25 protein-coding genes and 1 pseudogene are annotated in these 26,023 nt (G+C 67.4%); 19 read left to right on the top strand and 7 right to left on the bottom strand.

Annotation, left to right across the window (positions count from 1 at the left end; all coding sequences use genetic code 11):
* The first annotated feature begins 1 nt into the window (after nucleotide 1).
* From bluB to ACM0M4_RS20085, 8 genes are read left to right on the top strand one after another with little or no spacing between them, the layout of a single operon-like run.
* Nucleotides 2–658, top strand: coding sequence for a 5,6-dimethylbenzimidazole synthase (bluB, locus tag ACM0M4_RS20120; protein ID WP_003082592.1), 657 nt, complete (start codon nucleotides 2–4; stop codon nucleotides 656–658).
* Nucleotides 655–1,593, top strand: coding sequence for an adenosylcobinamide-phosphate synthase CbiB (cbiB, locus tag ACM0M4_RS20115; protein ID WP_014603142.1), 939 nt, complete (start codon nucleotides 655–657; stop codon nucleotides 1,591–1,593). The genes bluB and cbiB overlap by 4 nt, the downstream gene beginning before the upstream one ends.
* Nucleotides 1,586–2,581, top strand: a complete 996-nt coding sequence (gene cobD, locus ACM0M4_RS20110; RefSeq protein WP_003133501.1) for a threonine-phosphate decarboxylase CobD — start codon at nucleotides 1,586–1,588, stop codon at nucleotides 2,579–2,581. Before cbiB ends, cobD begins: the two co-directional genes overlap by 8 nt.
* Nucleotides 2,574–4,046: a cobyric acid synthase gene (locus tag ACM0M4_RS20105; RefSeq protein ID WP_003112353.1), complete on the top strand. Its 1,473-nt coding sequence runs from the start codon at nucleotides 2,574–2,576 to the stop codon at nucleotides 4,044–4,046. Before cobD ends, ACM0M4_RS20105 begins: the two co-directional genes overlap by 8 nt.
* Entirely contained in the window at nucleotides 4,039–4,560 is a 522-nt protein-coding gene (gene cobU / locus ACM0M4_RS20100) for a bifunctional adenosylcobinamide kinase/adenosylcobinamide-phosphate guanylyltransferase (protein ID WP_003082599.1), read from the top strand. The genes ACM0M4_RS20105 and cobU overlap by 8 nt, the downstream gene beginning before the upstream one ends.
* Nucleotides 4,557–5,612 (top strand): nicotinate-nucleotide--dimethylbenzimidazole phosphoribosyltransferase, encoded by a 1,056-nt coding sequence (gene cobT / locus ACM0M4_RS20095; RefSeq protein ID WP_033975827.1) that lies wholly within the window; start codon nucleotides 4,557–4,559, stop codon nucleotides 5,610–5,612. Before cobU ends, cobT begins: the two co-directional genes overlap by 4 nt.
* On the top strand, nucleotides 5,609–6,193 hold the full coding sequence (gene cobC, locus ACM0M4_RS20090; RefSeq protein ID WP_003120508.1) for an alpha-ribazole phosphatase family protein: 585 nt from the start codon (nucleotides 5,609–5,611) through the stop codon (nucleotides 6,191–6,193). Before cobT ends, cobC begins: the two co-directional genes overlap by 4 nt.
* 2 nt (nucleotides 6,194–6,195) lie before the next feature.
* Entirely contained in the window at nucleotides 6,196–6,933 is a 738-nt protein-coding gene (locus ACM0M4_RS20085; RefSeq protein ID WP_010793952.1) for an adenosylcobinamide-GDP ribazoletransferase, read from the top strand.
* Here the strand turns inward: ACM0M4_RS20085 and ACM0M4_RS20080 are convergent.
* Nucleotides 6,896–8,401, bottom strand: a complete 1,506-nt coding sequence (locus ACM0M4_RS20080; RefSeq protein WP_034012712.1) for an MFS transporter — start codon at nucleotides 8,399–8,401, stop codon at nucleotides 6,896–6,898. The genes ACM0M4_RS20085 and ACM0M4_RS20080 overlap by 38 nt on opposite strands.
* Nucleotides 8,402–8,519: 118 nt before the next feature.
* Here ACM0M4_RS20080 and ACM0M4_RS20075 point away from each other — a divergent pair, with 118 nt between their 5' ends.
* A complete protein-coding gene (locus ACM0M4_RS20075; protein WP_003124996.1) occupies nucleotides 8,520–9,080 on the top strand; it encodes a TetR/AcrR family transcriptional regulator in 561 nt (186 codons plus the stop codon).
* 32 nt (nucleotides 9,081–9,112) lie between these two features.
* Here the strand turns inward: ACM0M4_RS20075 and ACM0M4_RS20070 are convergent, their stop codons facing one another.
* Complete coding sequence (locus tag ACM0M4_RS20070) at nucleotides 9,113–10,933, bottom strand: acyl-CoA dehydrogenase C-terminal domain-containing protein (RefSeq protein ID WP_003109278.1); 1,821 nt, start codon at nucleotides 10,931–10,933, stop codon at nucleotides 9,113–9,115.
* Nucleotides 10,934–11,063: 130 nt separating this feature from the next.
* Here ACM0M4_RS20070 and ACM0M4_RS20065 point away from each other — a divergent pair, with 130 nt between their 5' ends.
* From ACM0M4_RS20065 to ACM0M4_RS20055, 3 genes are all read left to right on the top strand, one after another.
* Entirely contained in the window at nucleotides 11,064–11,513 is a 450-nt protein-coding gene (locus tag ACM0M4_RS20065) for a MarR family winged helix-turn-helix transcriptional regulator (protein ID WP_010895547.1), read from the top strand.
* A 73-nt stretch (nucleotides 11,514–11,586) separates the two neighbouring features.
* The gene (locus ACM0M4_RS20060; protein WP_003116033.1) at nucleotides 11,587–12,786 is read left to right on the top strand and encodes an MFS transporter; all 1,200 of its coding nucleotides are present in this window, start codon (nucleotides 11,587–11,589) and stop codon (nucleotides 12,784–12,786) included.
* Between the two features lie 164 nt (nucleotides 12,787–12,950).
* Nucleotides 12,951–13,505: a glutathione peroxidase gene (locus tag ACM0M4_RS20055; protein WP_003082631.1), complete on the top strand. Its 555-nt coding sequence runs from the start codon at nucleotides 12,951–12,953 to the stop codon at nucleotides 13,503–13,505.
* 58 nt (nucleotides 13,506–13,563) lie between these two features.
* Here the strand turns inward: ACM0M4_RS20055 and ACM0M4_RS20050 are convergent, their stop codons facing one another.
* From ACM0M4_RS20050 to ACM0M4_RS20040, 3 genes are all read right to left on the bottom strand, one after another.
* Nucleotides 13,564–14,838 (bottom strand): outer membrane protein transport protein, encoded by a 1,275-nt coding sequence (locus ACM0M4_RS20050; protein ID WP_003082638.1) that lies wholly within the window; start codon nucleotides 14,836–14,838, stop codon nucleotides 13,564–13,566.
* Nucleotides 14,839–15,043: 205 nt separating this feature from the next.
* Nucleotides 15,044–15,523 carry a hypothetical protein gene (locus ACM0M4_RS20045; RefSeq protein WP_003082640.1) on the bottom strand — a complete coding sequence of 160 codons (480 nt, stop codon included), beginning with the start codon at nucleotides 15,521–15,523 and terminating at the stop codon, nucleotides 15,044–15,046.
* Nucleotides 15,524–15,744: 221 nt separating this feature from the next.
* Nucleotides 15,745–16,338 carry a TetR family transcriptional regulator gene (locus ACM0M4_RS20040; RefSeq protein WP_003158260.1) on the bottom strand — a complete coding sequence of 198 codons (594 nt, stop codon included), beginning with the start codon at nucleotides 16,336–16,338 and terminating at the stop codon, nucleotides 15,745–15,747.
* Between the two features lie 111 nt (nucleotides 16,339–16,449).
* Here ACM0M4_RS20040 and ACM0M4_RS20035 point away from each other — a divergent pair, with 111 nt between their 5' ends.
* The gene (locus tag ACM0M4_RS20035) at nucleotides 16,450–17,289 is read left to right on the top strand and encodes an alpha/beta hydrolase family protein (RefSeq protein ID WP_003158261.1); all 840 of its coding nucleotides are present in this window, start codon (nucleotides 16,450–16,452) and stop codon (nucleotides 17,287–17,289) included.
* A 24-nt stretch (nucleotides 17,290–17,313) separates the two neighbouring features.
* Here ACM0M4_RS20035 and ACM0M4_RS20030 read toward each other — a convergent pair whose 3' ends face one another.
* Complete coding sequence (locus tag ACM0M4_RS20030) at nucleotides 17,314–18,168, bottom strand: sulfurtransferase (protein ID WP_054375768.1); 855 nt, start codon at nucleotides 18,166–18,168, stop codon at nucleotides 17,314–17,316.
* 666 nt (nucleotides 18,169–18,834) lie between these two features.
* Between ACM0M4_RS20030 and ACM0M4_RS20025 the strand changes: the two genes are divergently transcribed.
* Both ACM0M4_RS20025 and ACM0M4_RS20020 read left to right on the top strand, forming a co-directional pair.
* On the top strand, nucleotides 18,835–19,089 hold the full coding sequence (locus ACM0M4_RS20025) for a hypothetical protein (protein WP_025324820.1): 255 nt from the start codon (nucleotides 18,835–18,837) through the stop codon (nucleotides 19,087–19,089).
* A gap of 15 nt (nucleotides 19,090–19,104) precedes the next feature.
* Complete coding sequence (locus ACM0M4_RS20020) at nucleotides 19,105–19,521, top strand: hypothetical protein (protein ID WP_003082897.1); 417 nt, start codon at nucleotides 19,105–19,107, stop codon at nucleotides 19,519–19,521.
* Between the two features lie 26 nt (nucleotides 19,522–19,547).
* Here the strand turns inward: ACM0M4_RS20020 and ACM0M4_RS20015 are convergent, their stop codons facing one another.
* The gene (locus ACM0M4_RS20015; RefSeq protein ID WP_014603138.1) at nucleotides 19,548–21,170 is read right to left on the bottom strand and encodes a two-component system sensor histidine kinase; all 1,623 of its coding nucleotides are present in this window, start codon (nucleotides 21,168–21,170) and stop codon (nucleotides 19,548–19,550) included.
* Between the two features lie 145 nt (nucleotides 21,171–21,315).
* On the opposite strand from ACM0M4_RS20015, the gene ACM0M4_RS20010 reads away from it, so the two are divergent.
* From ACM0M4_RS20010 to ACM0M4_RS19995, 4 genes and pseudogenes are all read left to right on the top strand, one after another.
* A complete protein-coding gene (locus ACM0M4_RS20010; RefSeq protein WP_003449647.1) occupies nucleotides 21,316–21,948 on the top strand; it encodes a response regulator in 633 nt (210 codons plus the stop codon).
* A gap of 305 nt (nucleotides 21,949–22,253) precedes the next feature.
* Nucleotides 22,254–24,329, top strand: a complete 2,076-nt coding sequence (locus ACM0M4_RS20005; RefSeq protein WP_023104221.1) for a type VI secretion system tip protein VgrG — start codon at nucleotides 22,254–22,256, stop codon at nucleotides 24,327–24,329.
* Nucleotides 24,326–25,174 (top strand): DUF4123 domain-containing protein, encoded by an 849-nt coding sequence (locus ACM0M4_RS20000; protein WP_034039505.1) that lies wholly within the window; start codon nucleotides 24,326–24,328, stop codon nucleotides 25,172–25,174. Before ACM0M4_RS20005 ends, ACM0M4_RS20000 begins: the two co-directional genes overlap by 4 nt.
* Nucleotides 25,171–25,961: pseudogene (locus ACM0M4_RS19995) on the top strand (hypothetical protein). Before ACM0M4_RS20000 ends, ACM0M4_RS19995 begins: the two are co-directional and overlap by 4 nt.
* Nucleotides 25,962–26,023: the final 62 nt, after the last annotated feature.

Below are 26,023 nucleotides of genomic sequence, written 5' to 3'. Positions count from 1 at the left end.
CATGTCCGATTCTTCCCACGCCTTCAGCGCCACGGAGCGCGCCGCCGTCTACCGGGCCATCGCCGAGCGCCGCGACATGCGCCACTTCAGCGGCGGCAGCGTGGCGCCGGAGCTGCTCGCGCGGCTGCTGGAGGCCGCGCACCAGGCGCCCAGCGTCGGCCTGATGCAACCCTGGCGCTTCATCCGTATCACCGAGCCGGCGTTGCGCCGGGCCATCCACGGGCTGGTCGAGGAGGAACGCGGACGTACCGCCGAAGCCCTCGGCGAGCGCTCCGACGAGTTCATGCGGCTCAAGGTCGAGGGCGTGCTGGATTGCGCCGAACTGCTGGTCGCCGCCCTGATGGACGACCGCGAACGCCATGTGTTCGGTCGCCGGACCCTGCCGCAGATGGACCTGGCGTCGCTCGCCTGCGCGATCCAGAACCTCTGGCTGGCCAGTCGCGCCGAGGGCCTGGGGATGGGCTGGGTATCGTTGTTCGATCCGGCCGCGCTGGGCGAGTTGCTCGGCCTGCCGCCCGGCAGCGAGGCGGTGGCGGTGCTCTGCCTGGGCCCGGTGGCGGAGTTCTACCCGGCGCCGATGCTGGCGCTGGAGGGTTGGAGCGAACCGCGTCCGCTGGCCGAGCTGGTCTACCAGAACCGTTGGGGCGAGCGAGCATGAGCGCACTGCTGGGTATCCTCGGCGTGGCGCTGGATGCGCGCTTCGGCGAGCCGCAGGGCTGGCACCCGCTGGTCGCCTTCGGCCGCCTGGCCGATCGCCTGGAGCGCCGTTTCAACCGCTCGCGCCTGGCCGGCGAGGCCGATCCCGGGGTCGGCTGGCGCAGCCACGGGGTGACCGCCTGGGTCCTCGCGGTACTGCCGCTGACCCTGCTGGCCTGGGCGCTCGCTGAACTTCCCTACCTCGGCTGGCTGGTCCAGGCCCTGGCGCTGTACGCCGCGCTCGGCCTGCGCAGCCTCGGCGAGCACGCCGAACCGGTGGCGCTGGCCTTGCGCGCCGGCGACCTGGACGAGGCGCGGCGACGTGTCGGCTACCTGGTCAGCCGCGATACCCGCGAGCTGGACCAGGCCGGGGTCGCCCGCGCGGCCACCGAATCGGTACTGGAGAACGGCAGCGACGCGGTTTACGCCGCGCTGTTCTGGTTCGCCGTGGCCGGCGCGCCGGGGGTGGTGCTGTATCGCCTGAGCAATACCCTGGACGCGATGTGGGGCTACCGCAACGCGCGCTTCGAGCGCTTCGGCTGGGCCGCGGCGAAGATCGACGACATCCTCAACTACCTGCCGGCGCGGCTGGTGGCGCTGACCTACGCGCTGCTCGGCGACACCCGCCAGGCCCTGCGCTGCTGGCGCGAGCAGGCGCCGCAATGGGACAGCCCCAACGCCGGCCCGGTGATGGCCGCCGGCGCCGGTGCGCTGGGGGTTTCCCTGGGCGGCGCGGCGATCTACCACGGCGAGCTGCACCAGCGGCCGCTCCTCGGCAGCGGCCCGCAGCCGCAGGGCCGCGACATCTATCGGGCCCTGGCGCTGGTGCGCCAGGGCGTGCTGCTCTGGCTGCTGGTGCTGGCCGGACTCTGGGCCATGGGGTGGCTGCATGCTTGAACACGGAGGGCGGTTGCGCGAGGCGGCGCGCCGCTACGACATTCCGCTGGCGGACTGGCTGGACCTGTCCACCGGCATCGCGCCCTGGCCGTTTCCGCTGCCGGCGATCCCCGAGCAGGCCTGGACCCGCCTGCCGGAGAGCGACGACGGCCTGGAAGCCGCCGCCTGCCTCTACTACGGCGCCGAACGGGTATTGCCGCTGGCCGGCAGCCAGGCGGCGATCCAGGCCCTGCCAAGGTTGCGGCGGGGCGGGCGGGTCGGCGTCCTGTCGCCGTGCTACGCCGAGCACGCCCACGCCTGGCGCCAGGCCGGGCACCTGGTGCGGGAGATCGGCGAGGCCGAGGTCGAGCCCTATCTCGACAGCCTCGACGTGCTGCTGGTGGTCAACCCGAACAACCCCACCGGGCGGGTCTTCGAGCCCGCCGAGCTGCTGGCCTGGCATGCCCGCCTGCAACGTCGCGGCGGCTGGCTGCTGGTCGACGAGGCGTTCATGGACTGCACCCCGCAGTCGAGCCTGGCGGCCTGCAGCAACCGGCCCGGATTGATCGTGCTGCGCTCGTTCGGCAAGTTCTTCGGCCTGGCCGGCGCGCGGCTCGGCTTCGCCCTCGGCGAACGGCCGCTGTTGCAGGCGCTGGCCGAGCAGCTCGGTCCGTGGACGGTCAATGGCCCGGTGCGCCATGTGGCCCAGAGTGCCTTGCGCGACCGCCAGCAACAGCGCCAGCAGCGCGAGCGCCTGCTGGCCGCCAGCCAGCGCCTGGAGGAACTGCTGCGCCGCCACGGCTGGCCGCCGGCGGGCGGCAGCGCGCTGTTCCAGCGCCTGGTCGATCCACGCTGCGCGGCGTTGCACGACTACCTGGCGCGGCGCGGCATCCTCACCCGCCAGTTCGAGCAGCCGGCCAGCCTGCGCCTCGGCCTGCCCGCCGACGAGGCCGCCTGGGCCCGGCTGGATGCCGCGCTGCTCGGCTTCAAGGAGCCTGCTCATGAGTGATCGCGGACGGACCCTGATGGTCCAGGGCACCACCTCGGACGCCGGCAAGAGCACCCTGGTGACCGCGCTGTGCCGCTGGCTGGCCCGGCGCGGCGTCGCGGTGGTGCCGTTCAAGCCGCAGAACATGGCGCTGAACAGCGCGGTCACCGCCGACGGCGGCGAGATCGGCCGCGCCCAGGCGGTCCAGGCCCAGGCCTGCCGGCTGGCGCCGCACACCGACATGAACCCGGTGCTGCTCAAGCCGAACACCGACATCGGCGCCCAGGTGATCATCCATGGCCGCGCGGTGACCAGCATGGACGCCGCCGCCTACCACGACTACAAGCGCGTGGCGATGGAAGCGGTGCTGGCTTCCCATGGGCGGCTCGCCGCCGCCTACCGGGTGGTGATGGTGGAGGGCGCCGGCTCGCCGGCGGAGATCAACCTGCGCGCCAACGACATCGCCAACATGGGCTTCGCCGAAGCGGTGGATTGCCCGGTGATCCTGGTCGCCGATATCGACCGCGGCGGGGTCTTCGCCCACCTGGTCGGCACCCTGGAACTGCTCTCCGACTCGGAGCGGGAGCGGGTCAAGGGCTTCGTCATCAATCGCTTCCGCGGCGACATCGCCCTGCTGCAACCCGGCCTCGACTGGCTGGAGGCGCGCACCGGCAAGCCGGTGCTCGGCGTGCTGCCCTATGTCAGCGACCTGCACCTGGAGGCGGAGGACGCCATCGACACGCGCCAGGCGGCCAAGGTCGGGCCGCGCCTGAAGGTGGTGGTGCCGGTGCTGCCGAGGATCAGCAACCACACCGATTTCGATCCGCTGCGCCTGCACCCCCAGGTCGAGTTGAGCTTCGTCGGCCCCGGCCAGGCGCTGCCGTCGGCGGACCTGATCGTCCTGCCCGGCTCGAAGAGCGTGCGCGCCGACCTCGCGGCGCTGCGCGAGCGTGGCTGGGACGAGGCGATCCTCCGTCACCTGCGCTACGGCGGTCGCCTGCTGGGGATCTGCGGCGGCCTGCAGATGCTCGGCGAGCGCCTGCACGATCCGCTCGGCCTGGAAGGCGCGGCCGGCAGCAGCGCTGGCCTCGGCCTGCTGGCGTTGGAAACGACCCTTGAGGCGGACAAGCAATTGCGCAACGTACAGGGCCGCCTGAGCCTGGAGGATGCGCCGCTGTCGGGCTACGAGATCCATGCCGGGGTCACCCGTGGCGAGGCCCTGGCGCGGCCGGCGGTGGTGCTCGACGATGGCCGCGCGGATGGTGCCCGCAGCGTCGACGGGAACGTCATGGGCACCTACCTGCACGGCCTGTTCGAATCCACCGCGGCCTGTTCGGCGCTGCTGCGCTGGGCCGGCCTGCGCGAGGTCCAGGCGGTGGACTACCAGGCCTTGCGCGAACGCGACATCGAGCGGCTCGCCGACCTGGTCGAGCGCCACCTGGATACCGGGCGATTGCTCGCCCTCTGCGGAGAACCCCATGCGTGACCTGATCCTTGGCGGCGCCCGTTCCGGCAAGAGCCGCCTGGCCGAGCGCCTGGCCGCCGAGAGCGGGCTGGCGGTGAGCTACATCGCCACCGCCCAGGCCGGCGACGGCGAAATGGGCCGGCGCATCGCCGAGCATCGCGCGCGCCGCCCGGCCCACTGGCGAACCCTGGAGGAGCCTCTGGCGCTGGCGGCGACGCTGCGCAGCGAGGCCGAGGCCGGACGCTGCCTGCTGGTCGACTGCCTGACCCTGTGGCTGACCAACCTGCTGCTCTGCGACGATCCCCAGCGTCTCGACGGCGAGCGCGAGGCGCTGCTGGAATGTCTCGGCGAGCTGCCGGGACGGATCATCCTGGTCAGCAACGAAACCGGGCTCGGCGTGGTGCCGCTGGGCGAACTCAGCCGGCGCTACGTCGACGAGGCCGGCTGGCTGCACCAGGCCATCGCCGAACGCTGCGAACGGGTGACCTTCACCGTCGCCGGCCTGCCCATGCCGTTGAAAGGAGAACCGCTATGAGTCTGCAATGGTGGCGCGACACCTGCCGCGAGGCGGACCCGCAGATGCGCCGGCGCGCGGCCGAACGCCAGGACCGGTTGACCAAGCCGCGCGGCTCGCTGGGCCGCCTGGAGCAAGTGGCGATCGACCTGGCGGCGTTGCAGGGGCACGAACGACCGAGCCTGGAGAGGATCTGGGTGACGGTCTTCGCCGGCGACCACGGGGTAGTCGCCGAGGGCATCTCGGCCTATCCGCAGGCGGTCACCGGCGAGATGCTGCGCAACTTCGTCCGCGGCGGCGCGGCGATCAGCGTGCTGGCGCGCGAACTCGGCGCCGGCCTGGAGGTGGTCGACCTGGGCACCGCGTTCCCCCTGGAAGCCTTGCCCGGCGTGCGTCACCTGCGCCTGGCGGCGGGCACCGCGAACTTCGTCGAGGCCCCGGCGATGGGCGCCGAACCGTGCCTGCTGGCGCTCGAGGCCGGGCGCGAAAGCGTGCGCCGCGCCGAGCAGGCCGGCAGCCAGCTGTTCATCGGCGGCGAGATGGGCATCGGCAATACCACCGCGGCGGCGGCCATGGCCTGCGCGCTGCTGGATGCGCCGGCGAGCGCGCTGGTCGGGCCGGGAACCGGGCTGGACGCCAGCGGCGTGGCGCACAAGGCCGCGGTGATCGAGCGTGCCCTGGCCCTGCACGGCGCCCATCGCGCCGACCCCTTCGAAACCCTCCGCCGTCTCGGTGGCCTGGAGATCGCCGCGCTGGCCGGCGCCTACCTGGCCTGCGCGCAGAAAGGCATGGTCGCCCTGGTCGACGGCTACATCTGCAGCGTCGCGGCGCTCTGCGCGGTGCGCCTGAACCCGGCCTGCCGCGACTGGCTGCTGTTCGCCCACAGCGGTGCCGAGCCGGGCCATCGCCATGTGCTCGAAGCCCTGGCGGCGCAACCGCTGCTCGACCTCGGCCTGCGCCTGGGCGAGGGCAGCGGCGCGGCGCTGGCGGTGCCGCTGCTGCGCCAGGCCTGCGCGCTGCACGCGGGGATGGCGACCTTCGCCGAAGCGGCGGTCTCGGACCGCCCGGCATGAGCCTGCGCCTGGACCTCCTGCGGCATGGCGAAACCGAGTCCGGCGGCGGTTTCCGCGGCAGCCTCGACGACGCCTTGACCGCGCGTGGCTGGGCGCAGATGCGCACGGCGGTGGAAGGCGGACGCTGGGACCTGCTGGTCAGCTCGCCATTGCAACGTTGCCGCGCCTTCGCCGAGGAACTGGCGCAGCGCCAGGGGATCGAGCTGGAACTGGAAAACGATCTGCGCGAACTGCATTTCGGCGCTTGGGAGGGGCGCTCGGCGGCCGCCCTGATGGACGGCCACAGCGAGGCGCTCGGCCGCTTCTGGGCCGATCCCTACGCCTTTACCCCGCCGGGCGGCGAGCCGCTGTCCGAGTTCGAGGCGCGGGTGCTGGCCGCCCAGCGACGCCTGCGCCAGCGTCACGCCGGCCGTCGTGTGCTGCTGGTGACCCATGGCGGCGTCATACGCCTGTTGCTCGCTTGCGCCCGTGGCTTGCCGCGCGAGCGCTTGCTGCAGGTGGACGTCGGTCATGGCGCACTGTTCGGCCTGCGCGCCGGAGAGGGCGACGATCGCTGGCACGAATGCCGGGAAGGGGAATAGCCATGCGCGAAGCCTTGCGCTCACTGCTGGTCGCCTTGCAGTTCCTCACCCGCCTGCCGGTGCGCCTGTCGGCGATGCCGACGCCGGAACAGTTCGGCCGCGCGGTGCTCTGCTATCCACTGGTCGGGGTGCTGATCGGCGTCGTGCTGTACGCCGCGGCTCTGTCGCTCGATGGTACGCCGCCGCTGTTGCAGGCAGCCTTGCTGCTGAGCCTGTGGGTGGCGCTGAGCGGCGCGCTGCACCTGGACGGCCTGGCCGACATGGCGGACGCCTGGGTCGGCGGGCTGGGCGACCGCGAGCGGACCCTGGCGATCATGAAGGACCCGCGCAGCGGCCCGGTGGCGGTGGTGGTCCTGGTACTGGTCCTGTTGTTGAAGTTCTCCTCCCTGGCGGCGCTGCTCGGCCAGGGCGAGGCCGGGTTGTTGCCGCTGGCCCCGTGGCTGGCGCGCAGCAGCCTGCCGCTGCTGTTCCTGACCACGCCATACGCGCGCCCCGGCGGCCTCGGCCAGGCCATCGCCGAGCACCTGCCGGCGCGCAGCCTGCCGTGGGTGCTGGGGGTGAGTTTCGGCCTGGCCCTGGCGTTCGGCCTGGCCGGCCTGCTGGCGTTGCTGGTGACGCTGATGCTCTTCGCCTGGCTGCGCAGCCGTTTCCTCGCGCGCCTCGGCGGCACCACCGGGGACACCGCCGGCGCGCTGGTCGAACTTACCGAGTGTGCGGTGCTGGTGGCGCTGGCTCTGTAGCCGGACGCGGCTGGCGCAGGACCGCCATGGCGCTGAGGAAGAGCAGCGCGGCGGCGGCCAGTAGCACGGCGACGAAGGCCTGGTCGAAAGCCTGCCGGGCAAGCTCGACGAGCCGCGACGCGACCTCCGGCGCCAGGCCCTCGGCGACCAACAGGGCGTCGTCGAGGCTGTCGCGGACCCGCGCCGGCAGCTCGGCCGAGGGCAGCCTCAGCGACATCCCGTAGACGAAACTCATCAGGCTGCCGAGCAGGGTCACGCCGATCACCCCGCCCAATTCGTAGGACACGTCTTCGATGGCGGCCGCCATTCCGGAACTCTGTTCGTCCACGTTGAGCATCACCGCGGTGGAGGCGGCGGTCATCGCGCCGCCGAAGCCGACGCCGAGCAGCACCAGGCTGGCCAGTTGCGCTCCGGTGGCGGACTGGTAGGACAGGGCCAGGCCGAGCAATCCGGCGCTGCCGAACAGCAGGGAGGCGCACATCACCCGGTTCTCGCCCCAGCGCGGCACCAGCCAGCCGGCCAGCGGCCCGACCACCAGCGAGGCCAGCGGGATCGGCAGGACGAACAGGCCGGCCTTCAGCGGCGTCAGGCCCTGCACCAGTTGCAGGTGCTGGCTGAACACCAGTTCCATGCCGACCAGCGCCATGGTCGCCACCAGGGCCACCGCGACGCCGCGGGCGAAGCGCCGGTTGCGGAACAACGTGAAATCGATCATCGGTTCGCGGGCGCGGCGCTGGCGGCGGACGAACAGGTACAGGCAGAGCATGCCGCCGAGCGCGGCGAGGACGGCCAGCCCGAAGTCCGGGGCGCGTGTGCTGAGTTCCTTGATCGCATACACCACCCCGACCAGGCCGAACATCACCTGCAGCGAGCCGAGGGCGTCCCATGGGCGCCGCGATTGGCCGCCGCAGGCCGGGATGGCCGGCAGCGCCAGCAACAAAGCGACGACCACCACCGGGACGTTGATGAGGAACACCGAGCCCCACCAGAAGAACTCCAGCAGCACGCCGCCGACCACCGGCCCCAGCGCCGCGCCGGCAGAGGCGACGGAGGCCCAGATGCCGATGGCCAGGGCGCGTTCGCGTTCGTCCTGGAAGACATGGCGGACGATCGACAGGGTCGCCGGCATCATCAGTGCCGCGCCCACCGCCAACCCGGCGCGGGCGGCGATCAGCGCCGCGGCGCTGGGGGCGAAGGCGGCGCACAGCGAGGCCAGGCCGAACAGCGGCAGGCCGGTGAGGAACAGCCGCTTGTGGCCAAGGCGGTCGCTGAGCAAGCCGGCGCCGGGCAGCAGGCCGGCGACCACCAGCGGATAGGCGTTGACGATCCAGAGTTTCTCCGCGGCCGTCGCGCCGAGGTCGTGGGTCAGGCGCGGCAGGGCCGTGTAGAGCACGGTCATGTCGATGATGATGAGGAACAGGGCGCTGGAGACGATGGCCAGGACCAGCCAGCGGTTCTGCCGGAACATGGGATAACCTCTGTGGCGAACGGTTCATCGCTCGCCGTGGATAACGGGAATTGCGCGCCACGGGCGGGCGCGTGAAAATATAAATACATACGTATGGATTTAAACTCAAGAGGTAGCCATGGGACGCCGACGAACGATCGACCGTGACCAGTTGCTCGATGCCGCCGAGGCGGTGATCGGCCGCGAAGGCGCGGCCGGCCTGACCATCGATGCGGTGGCGAAGGAAATGGGCATTACCAAGGGCGGCGTGCAGTACTGCTTCGGTACCAAGGATGCGCTGATCGACGCGATCTTCGAGCGCTGGGGCAAGGCCTACGACAGCCTGTTCGAAGCGGTGGCAGGGAAGCAGCCGACGCCACTGACGCGGGTTCGCGCACATGCCGAGGCGACCCAGCGTTCGGACGAGCTGTCCAGCAGCAAGGCGGCGGCGCTGATGGCGGCGCTGATCCAGACGCCCGAGCACCTGGAGGGCAGCAACCAGTGGTATCGCAGCCGGTTGGAAGGCCTGGACCTGTCCGCACCTGAGGGACGCCGTGCGCGCCTGGCGTTCCTGGCGGTGGAGGGCGCTTTCATGTTGCGCTACTTCCGCCTGATGGACATTGGCCAGGAGGAATGGGACTCGATGCTCGACGACGTTCGTGCGTTGTTGCTGACCCCGGCTGGCGCCAGCGGAGACTGAGGCTCCGCTGGCGCGCGCTGCGGGTGGTCGCCTCAGTCGAAGGCGAAGTGCTCGCTCTTCAGGTCCATGATCGAACCCGTCGGCTTCGCCATTGCCGCCGCGTGGCCCTTGGCGCGCGGAAGCAGGCGGGCGAAGTAGAACTCGCTGGTGGCGATCTTGGCCTTGTAGAAGTCCGCCGACTCGCTGCCGCCCTGGCGCAGTCGCCGGCGCGCAGCGGCTTCCTGGAGGGCCCAGGAATAGGCCAGCGTGGCGTAGCCGGAGAACATCAGGTAGTCGTGGCTGGCGGTGCTCACCAGATCGCGTTGCTTGCGCGCGGTGAGGGCAATGCGCAGGGTCAGCAGGTTCCATTGGGCGCAGAGCTTGAGCAGCACCAGGGCGCGGCCGCGCATGCGCGGCTCGTTCTTCAGCAGGTCGACGGCGAACCGGGCCACGCCCCTGGTGAAGTCGCGCACGGCCTTGCCCTGGGTCATCAGCAGGACCTTGCGGCCGAGCAGGTCGAGGGCCTGGATGCCGGTGGTGCCTTCGTAGAGGGTGGCGATCCGCGCGTCGCGGACGATCTGCTCCATGCCGTGTTCGCGGATATAGCCGTGGCCGCCGAACACCTGCATGCCGAGGTTGGCGCTTTCCAGGCCGAGTTCGGTCAGGCAGCCCTTGAGGATCGGCGTGAGGAAGCCGAGCTTGTCGTCCCAGCGTTCGTATTCGGCGTCGTCGTTGCTGAGGATGCCCTGGATCATCCGGTCGGCGTACTGGGTGGCCAGGTAGACCAGCGCCCGGCCGCCTTCGGCGATGGCTTTCTGGGTCAGCAGCATGCGCCGCACGTCACCGTGGTGCATCAGGCTGTCGGCGACCTGGTCGGGTTCCTTGGTCCCGGAGAGCGCGCGCATGGAGCGGCGTTCGCGGGCGTAGGCGAGGGCGCCCTGGTAGGCCAGCTCGGCGGTGGCCACCCCCTGGATGGCGGTGCCGATGCGGGCGCTGTTCATGAAGGTGAACATGCATTCCAGGCCCTTGTTCGGCGGTCCGATGAGGAAGCCGGTGGCGCCGTCGAAGTTCATCACGCAGGTGGCCGAGGCCTTGATCCCCATCTTCTTCTCCAGCGCGCCGCAACTCACGCCGTTGCGCGGGCCGAGCGCGCCGCCTTCGCCGGGAAGGAACTTGGGCACGATGAACAGGGAAATGCCGCGGGTGCCCTTCGGTGCGTCCGGCAGGCGGGCGAGGACGATGTGGACGATGTTCTCGGTCAGGTCGTGTTCGCCGGAAGAGATGAAGATCTTCGTCCCGCTGATGGCGTAGCTACCGTCGGGGTTGGCCTCGGCGCGGGTCTTCACCTGGCCGAGATCGGTGCCGCACTGCGGCTCGGTGAGGCACATGGTGCCGCCCCAGCGGCCCTCGGTGAGCGGAACCAGGTAGGTCTGCTTCTGTTCCTCGGTGCCGTGCTGCATCAGGGTGTTCATCGCGCCGAGGGAGAGGCCGGGATACATGGAGAACGGCCAGTTGGCGGTGCCCATCATCTCCTGTTTGAGCGCGCCGAGGCTCATCGGCAGGCCCTGGCCACCGTACTCCACCGGGTGCGAGAGGCCCTGCCAGCCGCCGGCGACATAGGCCTCGTAGGCTTCCTTGTAGCCCTTCGGCGTCCGTACTTCGCCGTTCTCCAGGTGGCAGCCTTCCTCGTCGCCGCTGTGGTAGAGCGGGGCGATCACTTCCTCGCAGAGCTTCGCGCATTCGCCGAGGATCGCATCGACCATGTCTGGCGTGGCTTCGGCTCCGTTGACCAGGTTGCGGTAATGCTCGGGGAAATCGAAGACTTCGTTGAGCAGGAAGCGCGTGTCGCGCAGCGGGGCTTTGTAAACGGGCATGGCTACCTCGGCGATGGATGGAGGGCGCCGGGTGCTCCCGGTCGCCGCTGACAGCGCGAGTTATAGGCCAGCGCCCGGCGTCCGGCCTTGGCAGGGGCAACAGGCGGCGTTGGCAGTTCGGACAATCCGCTTGACCGACGAGAGGTACGGGTATATACACGCATCCATGCTACCGACCCAATGCCTCTGTACCAAACTGCGTCGCGCCGCCCGCAGCGTTTCCCGCTTCTACGACGAGGCGCTGGCCGATACCGGCCTCAAGGTGGCGCAGTTTTCCCTGCTGCGGCACCTGCGGCGCCTGGACCGGCCGAGCATTTCCGAACTCGCCGAAGCCATGGGACTCGACCGCAGCACCCTCGGTCGCAACCTGCGGGTGCTGGAAGGCGACGGCCTGCTGCGCCTGACCGGTGGCGAGGACCAGCGCAACCGCCTGGTCGAGCTGACTCCTGCCGGGCTGGATGCCCTGGAGCGCGGAACGCCGGCCTGGGAAGATGCTCAGCGGCGTCTCGCCGGGCGCCTTGGCGAGGAGCGCAGCGGCGCCTTGGCGGCGTTGCTGGCGGAACTGGAGCGACTGGACTGACAACCGACGAAGCCTCTCGCCGAGGCGCTTCGTTCACGATAAAGCGGGTATATACCCGTAGATGGAGCGACCCATGCCGCGTGCCGCCTTCTGGATCCTGCTGTCCGGAGCCCTGATCCTCGCCCTGTCCCTCGGCGTGCGACATGGCTTCGGCCTGTTCCTCGCGCCGATGAGCGCCGACTTCGGCTGGGGCCGCGAAGTCTTCGCCTTCGCCATCGCCTTGCAGAACCTGGTCTGGGGCCTGGCCCAGCCGTTCACCGGGGCGCTCGCCGACCGCTACGGCGCGGCGCGGGCGGTGCTGGTGGGGGGCCTGCTGTACGCCCTCGGTCTGGTCCTGATGGGACTCTCGCAGTCGGCCAGTGGGCTGTCGCTGAGCGCCGGCCTGCTGATCGGCCTGGGCCTTTCCGGCACCTCGTTCTCGGTGATCCTCGGCGCCGTCGGCCGCGCAGTGCCGGCGGAGCAGCGCAGCATGGCGATGGGTATCTCCAGCGCGGCCGGCTCCTTCGGCCAGTTCGCCATGCTGCCCGGTACCCTCGCCCTGATCGGCTGGCTGGGCTGGTCCTCGGCCCTGCTCGCCCTGGGCCTGCTGGTGGCGCTGATCGTGCCGCTGGCCGGGCTGATGAAGGATCGCCCGTTGCCGCCGCAGGGCCATGAACAGAGCCTCGGCGAAGCGCTGCGCGAGGCCTGCGCGCATTCCGGGTTCTGGCTGCTGGCGCTGGGCTTCTTCGTCTGCGGCTTCCAGGTGGTGTTCATCGGCGTACACCTGCCGGCCTACCTGGTCGACCAGCACCTGCCGGCGCAGGTCGGCACCACGGTGCTGGCGCTGGTCGGGCTGTTCAACGTGTTCGGCACCTACATCGCCGGCTGGCTCGGCGGGCGCTGGTCGAAGCCGCGCCTGCTGACCGCGCTGTACCTGGTGCGCGGGGTAGTGATCGTGCTGTTCCTCTGGCTGCCGCTGAGCGTCTACAGCGCCTACGCCTTCGGCGTGGCCATGGGGCTGCTGTGGCTGTCCACGGTGCCCCTGACCAACGGCACCGTGGCGACCCTGTTCGGCGTGCGCAACCTGTCGATGCTCGGCGGCATCGTGTTCCTCTTCCACCAGTTGGGCGCCTTCCTCGGCGGCTGGCTGGGCGGGGTGGTCTACGACCGCACCGGCAGCTACGACCTGGTCTGGCAGTTGTCGATCCTGCTAAGCCTGCTCGCGGCGCTGCTCAACTGGCCGGTGCGCGAGCGTCCGGTGGCGCGCCTGCAGGTGGCCGGAGGCGCGGCGTGAAGCTGGCCTGGCTGCTCGCCGCCGGGGCGCTGCTGGGACTCGCCTGGTGGGGCTGGCAGCGTGGCGGACTGGCGCTGCTGGAACTGGGCATGGGCGCATGCTGATAGGTGGCGATAGGCGCGGGGAAGGGTAAGCTGGGACATTCGTCGCCAAGGAGCCATTCCATGAAACCTCGCGTGCTGTTGTCCGTCCTGGCGCTCGCCGGGCTGCCGCTGAGCGGCTGGGCCGCCGATTGCCCGGAACTGTTGCAGGGCCAGTTGACCAAGCTGCGTTCCAAGGAAAGCATCGATCTTTGCCAGCGTTACGCCGGCAAGCCGCTGGTGGTGGTCAACACTGCCAGCCACTGTGGCTTCACCCCGCAGTTCAAGGGGCTCGAGGCGCTCTACCAGCGTTACAAGGGGCAGGGCCTGGAAGTGCTCGGGGTACCTTCCGACGACTTCAAGCAGGAAGCCGCGGATACCGCCGAGACCGCGAAGATCTGCTATGGCAACTACGGCGTGACCTTCGCCATGACCCAGCCGCAGCACGTGCGCGGCGACGAGGCGATCCCGCTGTTCCGCCAGTTGGCCGAGCAGAGCGGCCAGGCGCCGCGCTGGAATTTCTACAAGTACGTGGTGGATCGCCAGGGCAGGGTGGTCGCGCAGTTCTCCAGCAAGACCACCCCGGACGATCCGCAGCTCCAGGCCGCCATCGAGAAGGCCATCGCCAGCCAGCCCTGAGGGGCGGCCAGGCATGAAAAAGCCGGGCATTGCCCGGCTTCTTCGTTGGCGCGTGCGATCAGAAACGATAGGTGACCTGGGCGGTCAGGCCATGCGCGCTGTTGTCGTACTTGGCGCTGTAGGCCGGCTGCAGGGCGCTGCCTTCCTGGTTGACGCCGGCGGTGGTTTCCCACAGGTAGGCGTAGGCCACGTCGACGGTCAGGTCCTGGTTCGGCGACCAGCCGGCACCGACGGTGAAGACCTTGCGGTCGCCCACCGGGATGCGTACGTTGCGGTCCTCGTTGGAGGTCGGCGACGGCTCGTAGGCAAAGCCGGTGCGCAGCACCCACTCCGGGGTGGCCTGGTAGGAGGTACCTACCGAGAAGGACCAGGTGTCGCGCCAGTTCAGGTCTTCGCCGATGGTGTTGAAGCCCAGGGCCTGGCCGAGCGCCGGTACGCCGCTGTTGCGCACCTCGATCTTCTCCAGGCGGCTCCAGCGGGTCCAGACGGCGCCCAGGTAGCCCGTCCACTTGTCGTCGAACTTGTGGGTGATGGAGGTATCCACCGATTCCGGCAGGGTGATGTCCAGCTTGGCATCGTACTTGCCGTTCAGGCCCAGGGCACCCGGAGCGTTCTTCACTTCGGTGTTGCCGCCCAGGTGGTACTTGACCTTGGAGTGGTAGGTCAGGCCCCAGGTGGTGTCGTCGGTCAGGTCGACCATCACGCCGACGTTGTAGCCGATGGCGGTGTCGTCGCCCTTGATGTTGATCTTGGTATCGCCGTTGCTGCCGAGCAGGCCATTGGTGGCCAGGGTGTTCTTCAACTGGCCGTCGATGCGGTTGAAGGTCGGACCGAAGCCGACGGAAACCTTGTCGTTGATCTTCCAGGCGATGGTCGGCTGCACGGTGATCACCTGCACCTTGCTATAGGAGCCGTGGGAGCTGCCCATGAAGCCGTTTTCGTAATCGTTGATGATGCCGTAGGGCACGTAGATGCCCAGGCCGAAAGTGAAATCTTCGTTGATCGGCGTGGAGAAGTAGCCGAACGGTACGGCGGCCAGCGGTACCGAGTCGCCCTTGTTGCTGCCCTGGGCGGTGCTGTGGGCCTGGCTGATGTCGTCCTTGGCCTTGACGATGGCCAGACCGCCGCTGACTTCGGTGCGTTTCAGCTTGGACAGGCCGGCCGGGTTGCCGTAGATGGTGCTGGCATCGAGCGCGGACGAGGCGCGGCCGGCGTAGGCGGTGCCGGCGCCGCTGGCGCTCTGTTCGTTGATGGCGATGCCGTTGGCGAGGGTGTAGGTGGAGACAGCGCTAATGGTCAGTGCGAGAGAGGTTTTAAACCATATTGTTTTCATTGTTGGAGCAACTCCTGTGTATAACGGCGCGCAAACTACCAAGATTCCCAGACCGGCGCCAGTGTTCCGAAGTTCCGCAGGGTGCGGAACAGAGCGGTTGGCTCCGGTGCCAGTGAAGCGAAGGTAGCGCAACCGTTCGTGTCTGTATGTAAAAAATTTTCTGACCGGTTGGTCTGTTTCGGACGCGGGATTTTTCCATTCGCCGTCAGGCGACCTGGCTGAGGCTGCCGATGCAGCGTTGCCAGGCGTCGATGAACTCGTGCAGGCGACCGTGCGGCTGGAATACCTGGCGCCACACGCGAGCCTGGGCGAGGTGGTCGTGCTGGTCGGGCAGTGGCAGTCGCGCGGCTTCCACCAGCGACCAGGCGATGGCCGTGCTGTAGCGCAGGTTCACCGTCAGTTCCAGGTGCGGCGCGGCGAGGAAGGCATGCTGGCTGGCCAGGCCGCGGACCCGGCTGGCGCGCTCCGGGTCCAGCGCCAGGTACTGGTCCCAGAGCTGCTGGTGGCGTTCGCTGGCGATCCGGTACAGGCCGTGGCCACGGCGGTCGTCGAGGGCGCTCCCCAGCGCCGACTGGCAGGCCGCCGCGCCCAGCAGCAGCGCTTCGGCGGCGGGGCTGTGGCAGGACAGGTAGTCCAGGGTCGGGCGTATCACGTGCTGGCAAAGATCGTTGGCGGAAATACCCATGACGGCCTCGCGCAAGGTGGATCGGCGGGGCCGGGCAGTTTGGCAGCTTCTATTCCGATGGCCCCGCCGATAGCGGACTTAGCCGCTTGATTTGAAGTGTAGTGAAACAAGTCAGCTGTAAAGGACTGTTTTTAAATTGTTTCCAGCTTTAGAGAACAGCTGATATGCCCGCTGGAAATTAAACCGGCGCGTCCTTGCTTCGCTTGTGCTGGGCGGCATTCTCAGCCCCTGCGCAGGCTGTAGAGGAAGTCGCGGATGATGGCTTTCACTTCATTGGCCGCTTGCCGCTTGCTGCGTGCATCGCGAAGACTCATCGCGGCCTGGGTAAGGAAGCCGTAGAGCTGGCCGACCAGGGTTTCCCGGCGGTAGTCCTTGAGTTCGCCACTGGCCGCCAGTTCGTCCACCAGGCGCCCGACGTAGCGCAGCGTGTGGCGCGAGTCGATGCGTTTCCATCGCTCCCAGCCGACGACCGTGATCACCTCCTGCAGCGACAGTTGCCGCTTGCCGCGCGCCATCACGCTGTCGATGAAGGCCTCGGCCAGTGCGGCGGCCTCCGCCCACTTGTCGACATGCGCCGGCACCCTGTCCAGGTCCTCGGCGATCGTCCGTACCTGGCGTTCGTAGCATTCGGCGAGCAGTTCCTGCTTGCTGCCGAAGTGGTGGTAGAACGCGCCCTTGGTCACGCGCGCCTCGCGGGCGATGGCGTCGATGGAGACGCCGCCATAGCCATGTTCGATGAAGGCGGAGAGGGCGCTTTCCAGCAGCGCCTCGCGGGTCGCCTCGGCATTTTCCTGCTGCCTGCTCTTGACATTCATACTGCTGCCTTCTTACATACCGTCGGTATGTTCATGCTAGCACGCCTGGCGATCCGTCGAGCATTGCGTCCGTCCCGGCTGCTCGAACCCGCACGGCAAAGGAGGGAGCGAATGAGTACCGCAGTGGAGATCGCCTGCCGTGACGGTGTGCGCCTGGCCGGCGACCACTTCCCGGCCGTCGGCGATGCGCAGGGGAGCATCGTGGTGGCCTGCGCGCTCGGCGTCAGGCGCGCCTTCTACCAGCGCTTCGCCGTCCTGGCCGTGGCTTCCGGCTATGAGGTGCTGTTGTTCAGCTACCGCGGCAGCGAAGGCGACGACCCTGCCGTGGCTAGCTATCGCCTGGCCGACTGGGGACGCGAGGACATCGATGCGGCGCTGGCCTGGTGCCGAGCGCGCGCGCCGGAGCTACCGCGCTATTTCGTCGGCCACAGCATCGGCGCGCAGTTGCTCGGTCTGGCTGGTCAGGCCAGCGGATTGAGCGGCGCCGCGTTCGTCGCCGGTTCGTTTCCGTACTGGAGGCGCTGGCGAGGCAGGCAACGCTGGCAGATGTTCGGCCTGTTCTGCGTGGCGGTGCCGCTACTGACCGGACTGCTCCGACGCTTTCCCAGTCGTTTCTTCGGCCTCGGCAGCCTGGATATGCCGAGTCATTTCATGCGCGACTGGGCGCGCTGGGTGCGGCAGCCGGACTACCTCCTGGCACCGCGCTTCGGATTGCAGCGGCAGGGTTACGAGGCGCTGGACATCCCCGTCGCCAGCTTCCTGTTCGAGGACGACGACTACGTGCCGTGGGCTGCGGCGGAAAAGCTTCACCAGGTCTATGCCGCGGCGCACCTGGAGTTGCGTCGCAAGGGACGGGCCGAGGGGGCGGTCGGGCATTTCGGGCTGTTCCGCAACGAGGCGTTGCAGAAGGAGTTGCTCGACTACTTCAGGAAGCTGCCCGACGCGGCGTAAGCCGCGTCCGAGCGTATGGCGTCGTCAGTCGCCGGTGGCGACCGGGCGGCCCGGGTCGGTGATCCACTCGCTCCACGAGCCGGCGTAGAGGCGCGGAAGCGGGAAGCCGGCGAGGCTCAGGGCGAACAGGTTGTGGCAGGCGGTGACGCCGGAGCCGCAGTAGGCGACCAGCTCGTCCACCGGGCGACCGCGCAACAGGGCGGAGAACCGCTGGTGCAATTGTTCCGGCGGAAGGAAGCGGCCGTCGCTGCCAAGGTTGTCGGTGAAGGCGGCGCACTGGGCACCGGGAATGTGCCCGGCGACCGGATCTATGGGCTCGACTTCGCCACGGAAGCGCGGCTGCGCGCGAGCATCGAGCAGCGCCAGTCCGGGTTGGCCCAGTTGGGCCTGGAGGGTGGCGGCGTCGATCAGCAGCGAGGCATCGGGCTGGCCCTGGAAATCGCCGGGTCGAAGGTTGCTTTCGCCATTGGTCAGTGCCAGTCCCGCAGCCTTCCAGGCCGCCAGGCCGCCATCGAGGAGGTAGACCCCATCGCGCTTGCCCAGCCAATGCAACAGCCACCAGGCGCGGGCGGCGAATGCGCCGGGGCCGTCGTCGTAGAGCACCACCTGGCTATCCTGGCGCAGGCCCCAGGCTTGTAGCTTGAGCGCTAGCTCGGCGGGATCCGGCAGCGGATGGCGACCGGTCACGCCCTTGCGCACGGGAGCGGAAAGATCCCGTTCGAGGTCGGCGAAATGCGCGCCGGGAATGTGGTTCTCCTGATAGACGCGGGCACCGTAGGACGGGTCTTCGAGGGCGAAACGGCAGTCGAGGACCAGCAGGTCGGGTTCGCTGAGGCGGGCGGCCAGTTGTTGCGCGGTTAGCAGTTGGGCGGACGACATCGCGGACTCCTTGGGTCGGGAAGCAAAGCCGGTGGCGAATGGGTGGATCATGCCCCTTGGACCGCGTCGCGTCATCCCGGCGTCGCGCGGCGAGGTGGAGAAATGGCGAAAGGAAAGGGCTGGCTCCAGGCGAGGAAGATTCCTACTCGGTCATCAGCCTCGCCCGGCAGCGGGGGATTTGTCCAGACATGCAGAATCGGCTCGTTCCGAGATACCCGCTCCTGTGTTCTATCCCTCGGGACGCTTGTCCGATTGGCTTGGCCCGACGCTTGCGCCGGGCTTTTTTTCGCCTCTGTCCCGTCCTGAATAAGGTTCACACCTCCCATGCCGATTTTCCGGTAGGATGTTCTTTCCCTTAGGTATTTAAGCAAGTGGCTGGTTTCACTTGTCTTCCAGCCATGGCCGTGCAGTGTTCGGTCGCGAGGGTGCTGTTGGAGACCGAGAAAGCAGGGGAACGCATCCAGCGTTTTCCGGGGCGCAGAGTTGGTCGATGGCATGGCGCAGCTTCGACCGGAACTCACCGAGGTGACTTCCCGATCGGACGAGCCGAGAAAATAGTACCTCTGTGCTATTCGAGCTTCTTCGCCGCGACGCTATAGTCCCGCCCTTGATCCCCGCGTTTCGCGGAAACCGGTTGTGCAGGACGCACGCGACTTGGAAGGAACCATGACTCGGCAATCCGTACTCGCCACCGGCCCGGAGGCCTGCGATTGGTGGTGCTTCGGAAGCGGCGACGAGCCGGCGCGCGAGTCGTTCTCTGCCGGTGGGCGTTCGCTTGCGGCGTCGAGGAAACCCGTCGGCGCACAGAGCGGAATGGCCGTGGCCGAGCAGGCGAACCGCGCGCAAGCGTCCGGGCAGGACGCCGCGCCGGGCCTGCGAACCTTCGACCTGCTGCCTGGCAACCCGCCGAAGAACCCCTAGACACGGAGTCAACCCATGCGCCGGATATTCATCGCGCCGTTACTGGCGTCGCTTTCCCTGGGCGGCTGTATCCAGATGGACACGCTGCCCGAGGTCTACGCCCGCAGCCAGTGGAAGGGCCGTTCCGCCGAGGAAGCGATAGCCTTCTTCGGTACGCCGCAGAACATGGAGCGCACCGCTGACGGCTCGCAGGTGGTGATGCAGTGGTACACCGACACCAGCTATTCCCGCTATGAAGTGGTGGGCTCCAGCTCGGAGATGCAGGGCAACGTGATGGTGAACACCAACTACTGGGATACCGTCAACCACCCCAATCGCTGCATCATTTCCGTCACCGTCGACAAGAGCAAGCGGATCACCCAGTTCGAGGCCGACGACGGCGAGTTGCTGCTGTCCCACGGCTGCGCTGGCATCAAGTACGGCCCGCCGTAGGCCTGCGTTCCTCGACCTGCCTTATCTCAGGAAGCGTGGCTGGCGGCCACCGGGCGCTCGCGCAGGGCGCGCAGGGTGGCGCGCAATTCCGTGGGGCGCACGGGCTTGGAGAGCAGGGCGATGTCGGTGTCTTCGACGCTGGCCTGGATACGCTCGATGTCGTGGCCGCTGATCACCAGCGCCGGTATCGCCTCTCCGCGTTGCCGCCGTACCCGCTCGATGCACTCGACGCCGGAGGCGTGGGGGCCGAGGTCGTAGTCGACGACGAGGATGTCGCAATCGGTTCGCCAGCCGTCCGCCTCGGTTTCCGCCTGGACCGTGCAGCCCCAGCGTTCGAGCAACGCCGAGGTGGCGCGCAGGACGTTGCGATCATCTTCCACCAGGCACACCCGCAAGCCGGTGAGCAGGCCGGCCTGCAGGGGATCGTCGCGGCGGGGCAGGGCTTGCGCGGCGACCGCCGGCAGGCCGTGCAGGGTCACCGCGGTGCCGCGTCCGACCCGCGAGCGCAGCGTCACCTCGATCCCGGTCAACTGCCCCAGGCGGCGGACGATGGACAGCCCCAGGCCGATTCCCTCGACGTCGCGGTCGCGCGTCTCGCGTACCCGGTAGAACTCCTCGAACACCCGCGGCAGGTGTTCCTCCGCGATCCCCCGGCCCTGGTCGTAGATGGCTACGGCCAGGCCGTCGCCTCGCCGCCGCACGCCGATCAGCAGCGGGCGCTCGGCGGCGTACTTGAGGCTGTTGGAGAGCAGGTTCTGCAGCATGGTCGACAGCAGCCCCGGATCGGTTCGCGTCCACAGGCGGCAAGGGCGCAGGCGCAGTTCCACCCCGGCCCAGCGCGCCGCTTCGGCGTTGCGCCGGACCAGGTCGCGCAGCAACTCGCCCAGGTGGACGTTCTCCTGCTTGGGTTGGAGCCGGCCGTTGTCGAGGGTGTAGAGATCGAGGATGGAGCGGAACAGTTGCGAGACGTTGAGCAGCGAGCGGTCGATGTTGTCCACCAGGCGCCGTTCCTCGTCGCCCAGGCGGGCGTCGCGCAGGCAGGCGGTGAACAGGCCGATGGAGTGGATCGGCTGGCGCAGGTCGTGGCTGGCCTGGGCCAGCAGGCGCGATTTCTCCTGGTTCGCCTGCAACGCTTCCTCGGTGGCCTTGCGCGTGCGCTCCAGCAGGAGGTGCGCGTAGAAGGGAATGACGGTACTGGTGGTCATCAGCATCAGCACCATGAACGGCTGAGCCTGCCAGGCCGGGGTCAGTCGATAGATGACCAGTAGCGCGAGCAGCGCCAGGGCGGTGGCGATGGCCAGGTAGCGCGAGCCGTAGCGCATGCCGTTGCCCAGGTTGATCCAGACCATCACCGCGTACAGCGGCAGCGCTGCCTCGCCGCCCACGATCAGGCCGAACGAGGTGCCGGCGTAGTCGTGCAGCATGCAGAAGATCCGCCGCGCCGGGTAGTGCCCCGGCCAGCGCACGATGGCCTGGCGCAGCAATATGGAGGCGATCAGGAACAGGCCGTAGTAGGCAACGATCGGCAGGTAGGTCTCGACCTTCAGGCCGGGCAGCAGGCCGATCAGCACCACGTAGAGAATCGCGCAGGTGGCCACGATCAGTCGCAGGTTGGCCTGGTCCAGCTCGGTATTCTTCTCGAACTTCATGTGCACCTCCGTGTGCATGGGAGCGCCGCGCGCCTTTTCCTCTGTTTCGCCCCCTTCGTCACGAAGACGGACGAAGGGTGGGCGCGGCGGTAGCGGGCTAAGGTAGCATGCGCGGCGGAAACTGCGACTCCTGGAGACTACAAGAATGACTGGCCGCATCATCGTCGCCGATGATCATCCGCTGTTTCGCGAGGGCATGCTGAGTATCCTCCAGCGCCTGCTGCCCGAGGCCAGGATCGAGGAGGCCGGCGATCTCGCCGGGGTCCTGCGCCTGGCTGGCGAAGGCGAGCAGCCCGATTCGCTGATCCTCGACCTGCGTTTCCCCGGCCTGACCCGCATCGAGATGCTCGCCGACCTGCGCCGCCAGTTCCCGCGCACCACCCTGATCGTCGTCTCGATGGTCGACGACCCGCAGCTCATCGGCGAAGTGATGAATGCAGGGGCCGACGGCTTCCTCGGCAAGAGCATCGCGCCCGAGGAACTCGGCCAGGCGATTCTGGCCATCCGCGCCGGGGAAGTGCTGGTGCGCTACGAACCCTCCGGTCTCCTGCCGCTGCAGCCCAGCCCGCGCCTGGAGGGGCTCACCGAGCGCCAACTGGATGTCCTGCGCCTGCTGGCCCAGGGCAAGAGCAACAAGGAGATCGGCCGCGCCCTGGACATCTCCCACTACACGGTGCGCATCCATGTGTCGTCGCTGCTGCGGGCACTGGACGTGCCGTCGCGGACCGCGGCGGCGGTGAAGTACCGGGCGGCTCTGGGGCATGGCGACGGGGAGTAGCGGCAGCGATGGGCCCGGCGCCGATCAGACGTCGTGCGCCTTGTCCTGCCGCCGGCATGGGGCCTTGGTCCTAACAGGCCAAGACCATGCGGCTCGGCACGTTCAGTAGCGTTGCGAGCATGGCTTGACAGTCGCTTGACTGCCTGAGTGAGACGGCAGCAGGTCCCGACAGAACCACTTCTGGTCAGACAGCGTTTTCAGAATTTTCTGCGCATACGTTCGAAGGGCGACTTGCTAGAGTCCTCGCTCCATGCCCGCGCAGCTGCATTTTTACAAGTGCGCTGTCCAGCTTAAGGAAAAGCAAAATGTTCGCGCCAGCCAATAGTGCGCACTTTGCGCTATCGATCCCCTCCGTACGCAACGACTTCAAGGTACTGGCTTTCGATGGCACCGAAGCCATCAGCACCCTGTATGCCGTCCGTATCGAACTGGTCAGCGAGAACCCCGATTTCGACCTGGAGGGTTTGCTCGGTCAACCGGCATTTCTCCAGTTCGGCCTGAGCGGCGAAGGGATCCATGGGCATATCGAAGACGTGTACGTGGGCGAAGCCGGTAGGCGCCTGGCGCGCTATCACCTGACCCTGGTGCCGGTATTGCACTACCTGCAGTTCAGCTTCAACCAGCGCATTTTCCAGCACCTGACAGTACCGCAGATCATCGCTCAGGTGCTGGCAGGCCATGGTATCCAGCCTGATGTCTACGTCTTCAATGTCCACTCCAGCCCGGAACGCGAATACTGCACCCAGTACGGTGAAAGCGATTTCGATTTCATCCAGCGGCTGTGTGCCGAGGACGGCATCGCTTGGCACCACCAGCATTCAGCGGATAATCACCTGCTGGTGTTCACCGAGGACCAGGCCTGGTTCCCCTTGCTGGGATGTACGCCATACCGCCAGGATACTGGGACGGTCGCCGATCATCCGGTGGTCAATCGGTTTTCCCAGCGTTTCAGTTCCCGCACCAGCAAGGTGACTCGCCGCGACTACGACCTGAAGCGGCCAAGCCTGTTGCTGGAAAGCCAGTTCACCGCGGAGTTCGAGCCGGCCCTCGAGGACTATCGTTATCCTTCGCCGATCACCACGCTGGAGCGTGGACAGGTGTTGGCCAGACAGGCTCTGGAACGGCATCGTGTCGATTACCAGTTGGCCGAAGGCCAGAGCGATCAGCCGACGTTGCGCAGTGGTCACTTCTTCAAGCTGACCGAACATCCGCGCAAGACATGCAACGAACTGTGGTTGTTGCTGAGCGTCACGCACTCTGGTCGGCAACCCCAGTCACTCGAAGAGTCCGTGACCGGGGATAGCCAGGCAGAAGACGGCTTCACCCAGGGTTATCGCAATACCTTCACCGCCATTCCATGGGATGTGTTTTTCCGGCCGCCGCTGCTGACGCGCCGACCCCTGCCGGGGTGCCAGACCGCTCGGGTCACCGGTCCGGCCGGCGAGGAGATCTTCTGTGATGAATACGGGCGGGTGAAGGTCGAGCTGCATTGGGACAGACGGGAACTGGGAAGCGACAAAAGCAGTTGCTGGCTGCGGGTTGCTTCCAGTTGGGCAGGCGAGCGTTTCGGCGCGGTGACCATTCCGCGCATTGGCATGGAAGTGGTGGTGAGCTTCCTCGAAGGCAACCCGGACCGCCCGCTGATTACCGGTGTCGTGCCGAACAAGACCACGCCTGTGCCCTACGCGCTGCCGGCGAACAAAAGCAGAACCGTATTGCGTAGCCGAAGTACGCCGAACAGCGGCGGCTACAACGAACTTTCGATCGAAGACCGGGCAGGCCAGGAAAAGATCTTCCTGCGCGCGCAGCGTGATATCGAGCAACTGATCCTCAACGACAGTCACACCAGCATCGGCAATGACCGTCACGAACGGATAAGCCGGGACAGCCGCAGCCTGGTCGAAAACGACCGCTTTGAGCAGGTGAACATGAACAGTTCCAGCCTGATCAAGGGCGATGAGCTGCATACCACCCAGGGTGAGCGCCACACCCGGATCGGCGGCAACGAACTGCTTTCCATCAGCGGCGCCGGCAGCATCGCCGTGGACGGTACCTGGGTCGTGCAGGCCGGATCACAGGCCCGTGTCACCGCCACCAATGTGCTAGTCGATGCCGGCGTGAACCTGACACTCAAGGCCGGTGGACAGCATATCGTCATCAACTCCGCAGGGATTTTCAGCAGCGTGCCGATCGTGCAGGGCGGAGCCCCGATGGCCGGCATCGCACCGCAGCAGGCACTCCAGGCTCTGGCCGAAGCAGCACAGACCGTCGTCGCCAATTCGCTGCCTCTCGTGGCTGCCGCCAGGCAACGCGCCGCGGACTTCTGCCCGCTCTGCGAAATCTGTCGCGATGGACTGTGCCGTGTTGGAGGTGCCGCATGACCACGGCCGAACAATGGCTGCAGAAACAAGGCGAGCTGGGCCGATACCTGTACCTGGTACTGGACTCCGATGGCCATCTCGACGAGCGCGATGCCTTGCTCGAAGGGCGCGAACCCCATCAGTACGGCAATCTGTATAGCGGTACGCCTGCCAGTTCGCTGGCGGCGATAGGTCCCTACCTGTTCCGGCTCGATGCGCTGGACCATCCGGTCATTCAGGCGTTGCTCAAGTCGCCCGAACGTCATTGGGGCTGGCTGGCCAGCAGCGTGAGCAGTGATCTGGAGTCGCTGGCCCGGCATTGGCGCACTCGCCTGGTAACGGGCGAGCGGCCGAACCAGGCGCTTTATCGCTTTCACGACAGTCGCGTGCTGGGTCGCGCCCTGGCACACCTGCAGCCGGAGCAGCGACCGGCGTTCCTTGGACCGATCTCCAGCGCGTGCTACTGGCTGGCCGGGCGATGGCTCCATGCCGACAACCCTGCCCCTGGCGACCATCCCGTGCCGGCCGAACCGGCGTGGCTCGTTGTCCCCACGGCTTCGGAGACGGCGGCAGGTATTCAGTTCGACAACGCCTGGCGCTACCTGATTGCCGAGTGGACGGAGCCGTTTGCGGAATTGGCCGGGCAGCGGGATGCCGACGCCTGGCTTCGGGCGCAGTTGGAACTGGCCCGCACATGGGGCTGGCGGGCGCCTGAACAGATCCGCTTTCTACTGCTTCAACGCCTGTTCGCATCGGATGACGCTCTGCCCAGGTCCTGGTCACCCCTGCCTGACGAAACCCCCACGACGCATTTCGAGCGTGTGTATCAGGAGGTGCGGTTCTGGCAAGGAGACGCCCCCGTATGAACTGCACCCTTAAAAACATGACCCTTGCCAGTTGCCTTGTGCTGGCACAGGGCTGCACTGCCCTGGGCACGTCCAACAGTTTTACCGTTACGGCGGACCTGCCGCCTGAGTTCACTTATGAAGCCACGGCAACTTATGTGCCGGCCAAAGGTGAAACCTGCACGGTGCCGGGGGGAAAGGATACGCAAATTGGCTACAACTCGGGGCGGGAAAAATATGAACGGGATTCGAAGATATTGTTACGCCGTACGGTCAGTGGCTGCCCCTTGGTACTGCAGAATATCTATTTTTATGTATATGGTTGGTATGGCAAGGATTGGGGGGATTTCGGACGAGACTCAGCAATGATTGCCGTGCGCGAAAAGCTGGTCGAAGTGAAAAAGGGTACTTTAATGCCGCCGGGGAAAGTGAGTTCTCCGGGCAGTGCCAGTTTCTATTCCGCACGGTAGGAAAATTGCGCCGTATCGTAAAAATCCTCGATTGCAAAAGGATGGATGAGACGGGCGTGCGGCGCAAAGCGAAACCTTTCGTGGCCTACACCCTGGACCAACTTCCCGGCAAGACGGTGAAGTTGAGGATCAAGTTGGCTGATGAAGAGCGCCCCTATATGAAGGATACCTGGGTCAAGGTTCCTGGTGGGTGGAAGCGCTGTATGGGGAAAGGGTTTGAAGATCAATATGCATTCTGCTACGGAAACTACAAGGACTTCAGCACCTTCAGAATGCCGGATGGACGCAGCTGCACCCTCTATCCCGGTTGTACGGAAAACAAGGCGGTGACCCCATGACTCTTGGTCTGATGGAGGAATGGGAAAAGCCGTTCTTCGCTGAGCGTATCCATACCTGCCCA

The sequence above is a fragment of the Pseudomonas sp. 18-147 genome, from assembly GCF_051048045.1.
Classification (GTDB): domain Bacteria; phylum Pseudomonadota; class Gammaproteobacteria; order Pseudomonadales; family Pseudomonadaceae; genus Pseudomonas; species Pseudomonas aeruginosa.
This window is presented reverse-complemented; position numbering and strand designations above follow the sequence as displayed.

Excerpts from the sequence above, each read along its gene's own strand:
- ACM0M4_RS20040 (WP_003158260.1), bottom strand. The coding sequence starts at position 16,338 with ATGAATGTCAAGAGCAGGCAGCAGGAAAATGCCGAGGCGACCCGCGAG.
- ACM0M4_RS20030 (WP_054375768.1), bottom strand. The coding sequence starts at position 18,168 with ATGTCGTCCGCCCAACTGCTAACCGCGCAACAACTGGCCGCCCGCCTC.
- ACM0M4_RS20005 (WP_023104221.1), top strand. The coding sequence starts at position 22,254 with ATGTTCGCGCCAGCCAATAGTGCGCACTTTGCGCTATCGATCCCCTCC.
- ACM0M4_RS20075 (WP_003124996.1), top strand. The coding sequence starts at position 8,520 with ATGGGACGCCGACGAACGATCGACCGTGACCAGTTGCTCGATGCCGCC.
- cobT (WP_033975827.1), top strand. The coding sequence starts at position 4,557 with ATGAGTCTGCAATGGTGGCGCGACACCTGCCGCGAGGCGGACCCGCAG.
- ACM0M4_RS20015 (WP_014603138.1), bottom strand. The coding sequence starts at position 21,170 with ATGAAGTTCGAGAAGAATACCGAGCTGGACCAGGCCAACCTGCGACTG.
- ACM0M4_RS20050 (WP_003082638.1), bottom strand. The coding sequence starts at position 14,838 with ATGAAAACAATATGGTTTAAAACCTCTCTCGCACTGACCATTAGCGCT.
- ACM0M4_RS20055 (WP_003082631.1), top strand. The coding sequence starts at position 12,951 with ATGAAACCTCGCGTGCTGTTGTCCGTCCTGGCGCTCGCCGGGCTGCCG.
- cobD (WP_003133501.1), top strand. The coding sequence starts at position 1,586 with ATGCTTGAACACGGAGGGCGGTTGCGCGAGGCGGCGCGCCGCTACGAC.
- cobC (WP_003120508.1), top strand. The coding sequence starts at position 5,609 with ATGAGCCTGCGCCTGGACCTCCTGCGGCATGGCGAAACCGAGTCCGGC.
- ACM0M4_RS20070 (WP_003109278.1), bottom strand. The coding sequence starts at position 10,933 with ATGCCCGTTTACAAAGCCCCGCTGCGCGACACGCGCTTCCTGCTCAAC.
- ACM0M4_RS20025 (WP_025324820.1), top strand. The coding sequence starts at position 18,835 with ATGACTCGGCAATCCGTACTCGCCACCGGCCCGGAGGCCTGCGATTGG.
- ACM0M4_RS20020 (WP_003082897.1), top strand. The coding sequence starts at position 19,105 with ATGCGCCGGATATTCATCGCGCCGTTACTGGCGTCGCTTTCCCTGGGC.
- ACM0M4_RS20010 (WP_003449647.1), top strand. The coding sequence starts at position 21,316 with ATGACTGGCCGCATCATCGTCGCCGATGATCATCCGCTGTTTCGCGAG.
- ACM0M4_RS20035 (WP_003158261.1), top strand. The coding sequence starts at position 16,450 with ATGAGTACCGCAGTGGAGATCGCCTGCCGTGACGGTGTGCGCCTGGCC.
- ACM0M4_RS20085 (WP_010793952.1), top strand. The coding sequence starts at position 6,196 with ATGCGCGAAGCCTTGCGCTCACTGCTGGTCGCCTTGCAGTTCCTCACC.
- ACM0M4_RS20060 (WP_003116033.1), top strand. The coding sequence starts at position 11,587 with ATGCCGCGTGCCGCCTTCTGGATCCTGCTGTCCGGAGCCCTGATCCTC.
- ACM0M4_RS20000 (WP_034039505.1), top strand. The coding sequence starts at position 24,326 with ATGACCACGGCCGAACAATGGCTGCAGAAACAAGGCGAGCTGGGCCGA.
- cobU (WP_003082599.1), top strand. The coding sequence starts at position 4,039 with ATGCGTGACCTGATCCTTGGCGGCGCCCGTTCCGGCAAGAGCCGCCTG.
- ACM0M4_RS20105 (WP_003112353.1), top strand. The coding sequence starts at position 2,574 with ATGAGTGATCGCGGACGGACCCTGATGGTCCAGGGCACCACCTCGGAC.
- cbiB (WP_014603142.1), top strand. The coding sequence starts at position 655 with ATGAGCGCACTGCTGGGTATCCTCGGCGTGGCGCTGGATGCGCGCTTC.
- bluB (WP_003082592.1), top strand. The coding sequence starts at position 2 with ATGTCCGATTCTTCCCACGCCTTCAGCGCCACGGAGCGCGCCGCCGTC.
- ACM0M4_RS20080 (WP_034012712.1), bottom strand. The coding sequence starts at position 8,401 with ATGTTCCGGCAGAACCGCTGGCTGGTCCTGGCCATCGTCTCCAGCGCC.
- ACM0M4_RS20045 (WP_003082640.1), bottom strand. The coding sequence starts at position 15,523 with ATGGGTATTTCCGCCAACGATCTTTGCCAGCACGTGATACGCCCGACC.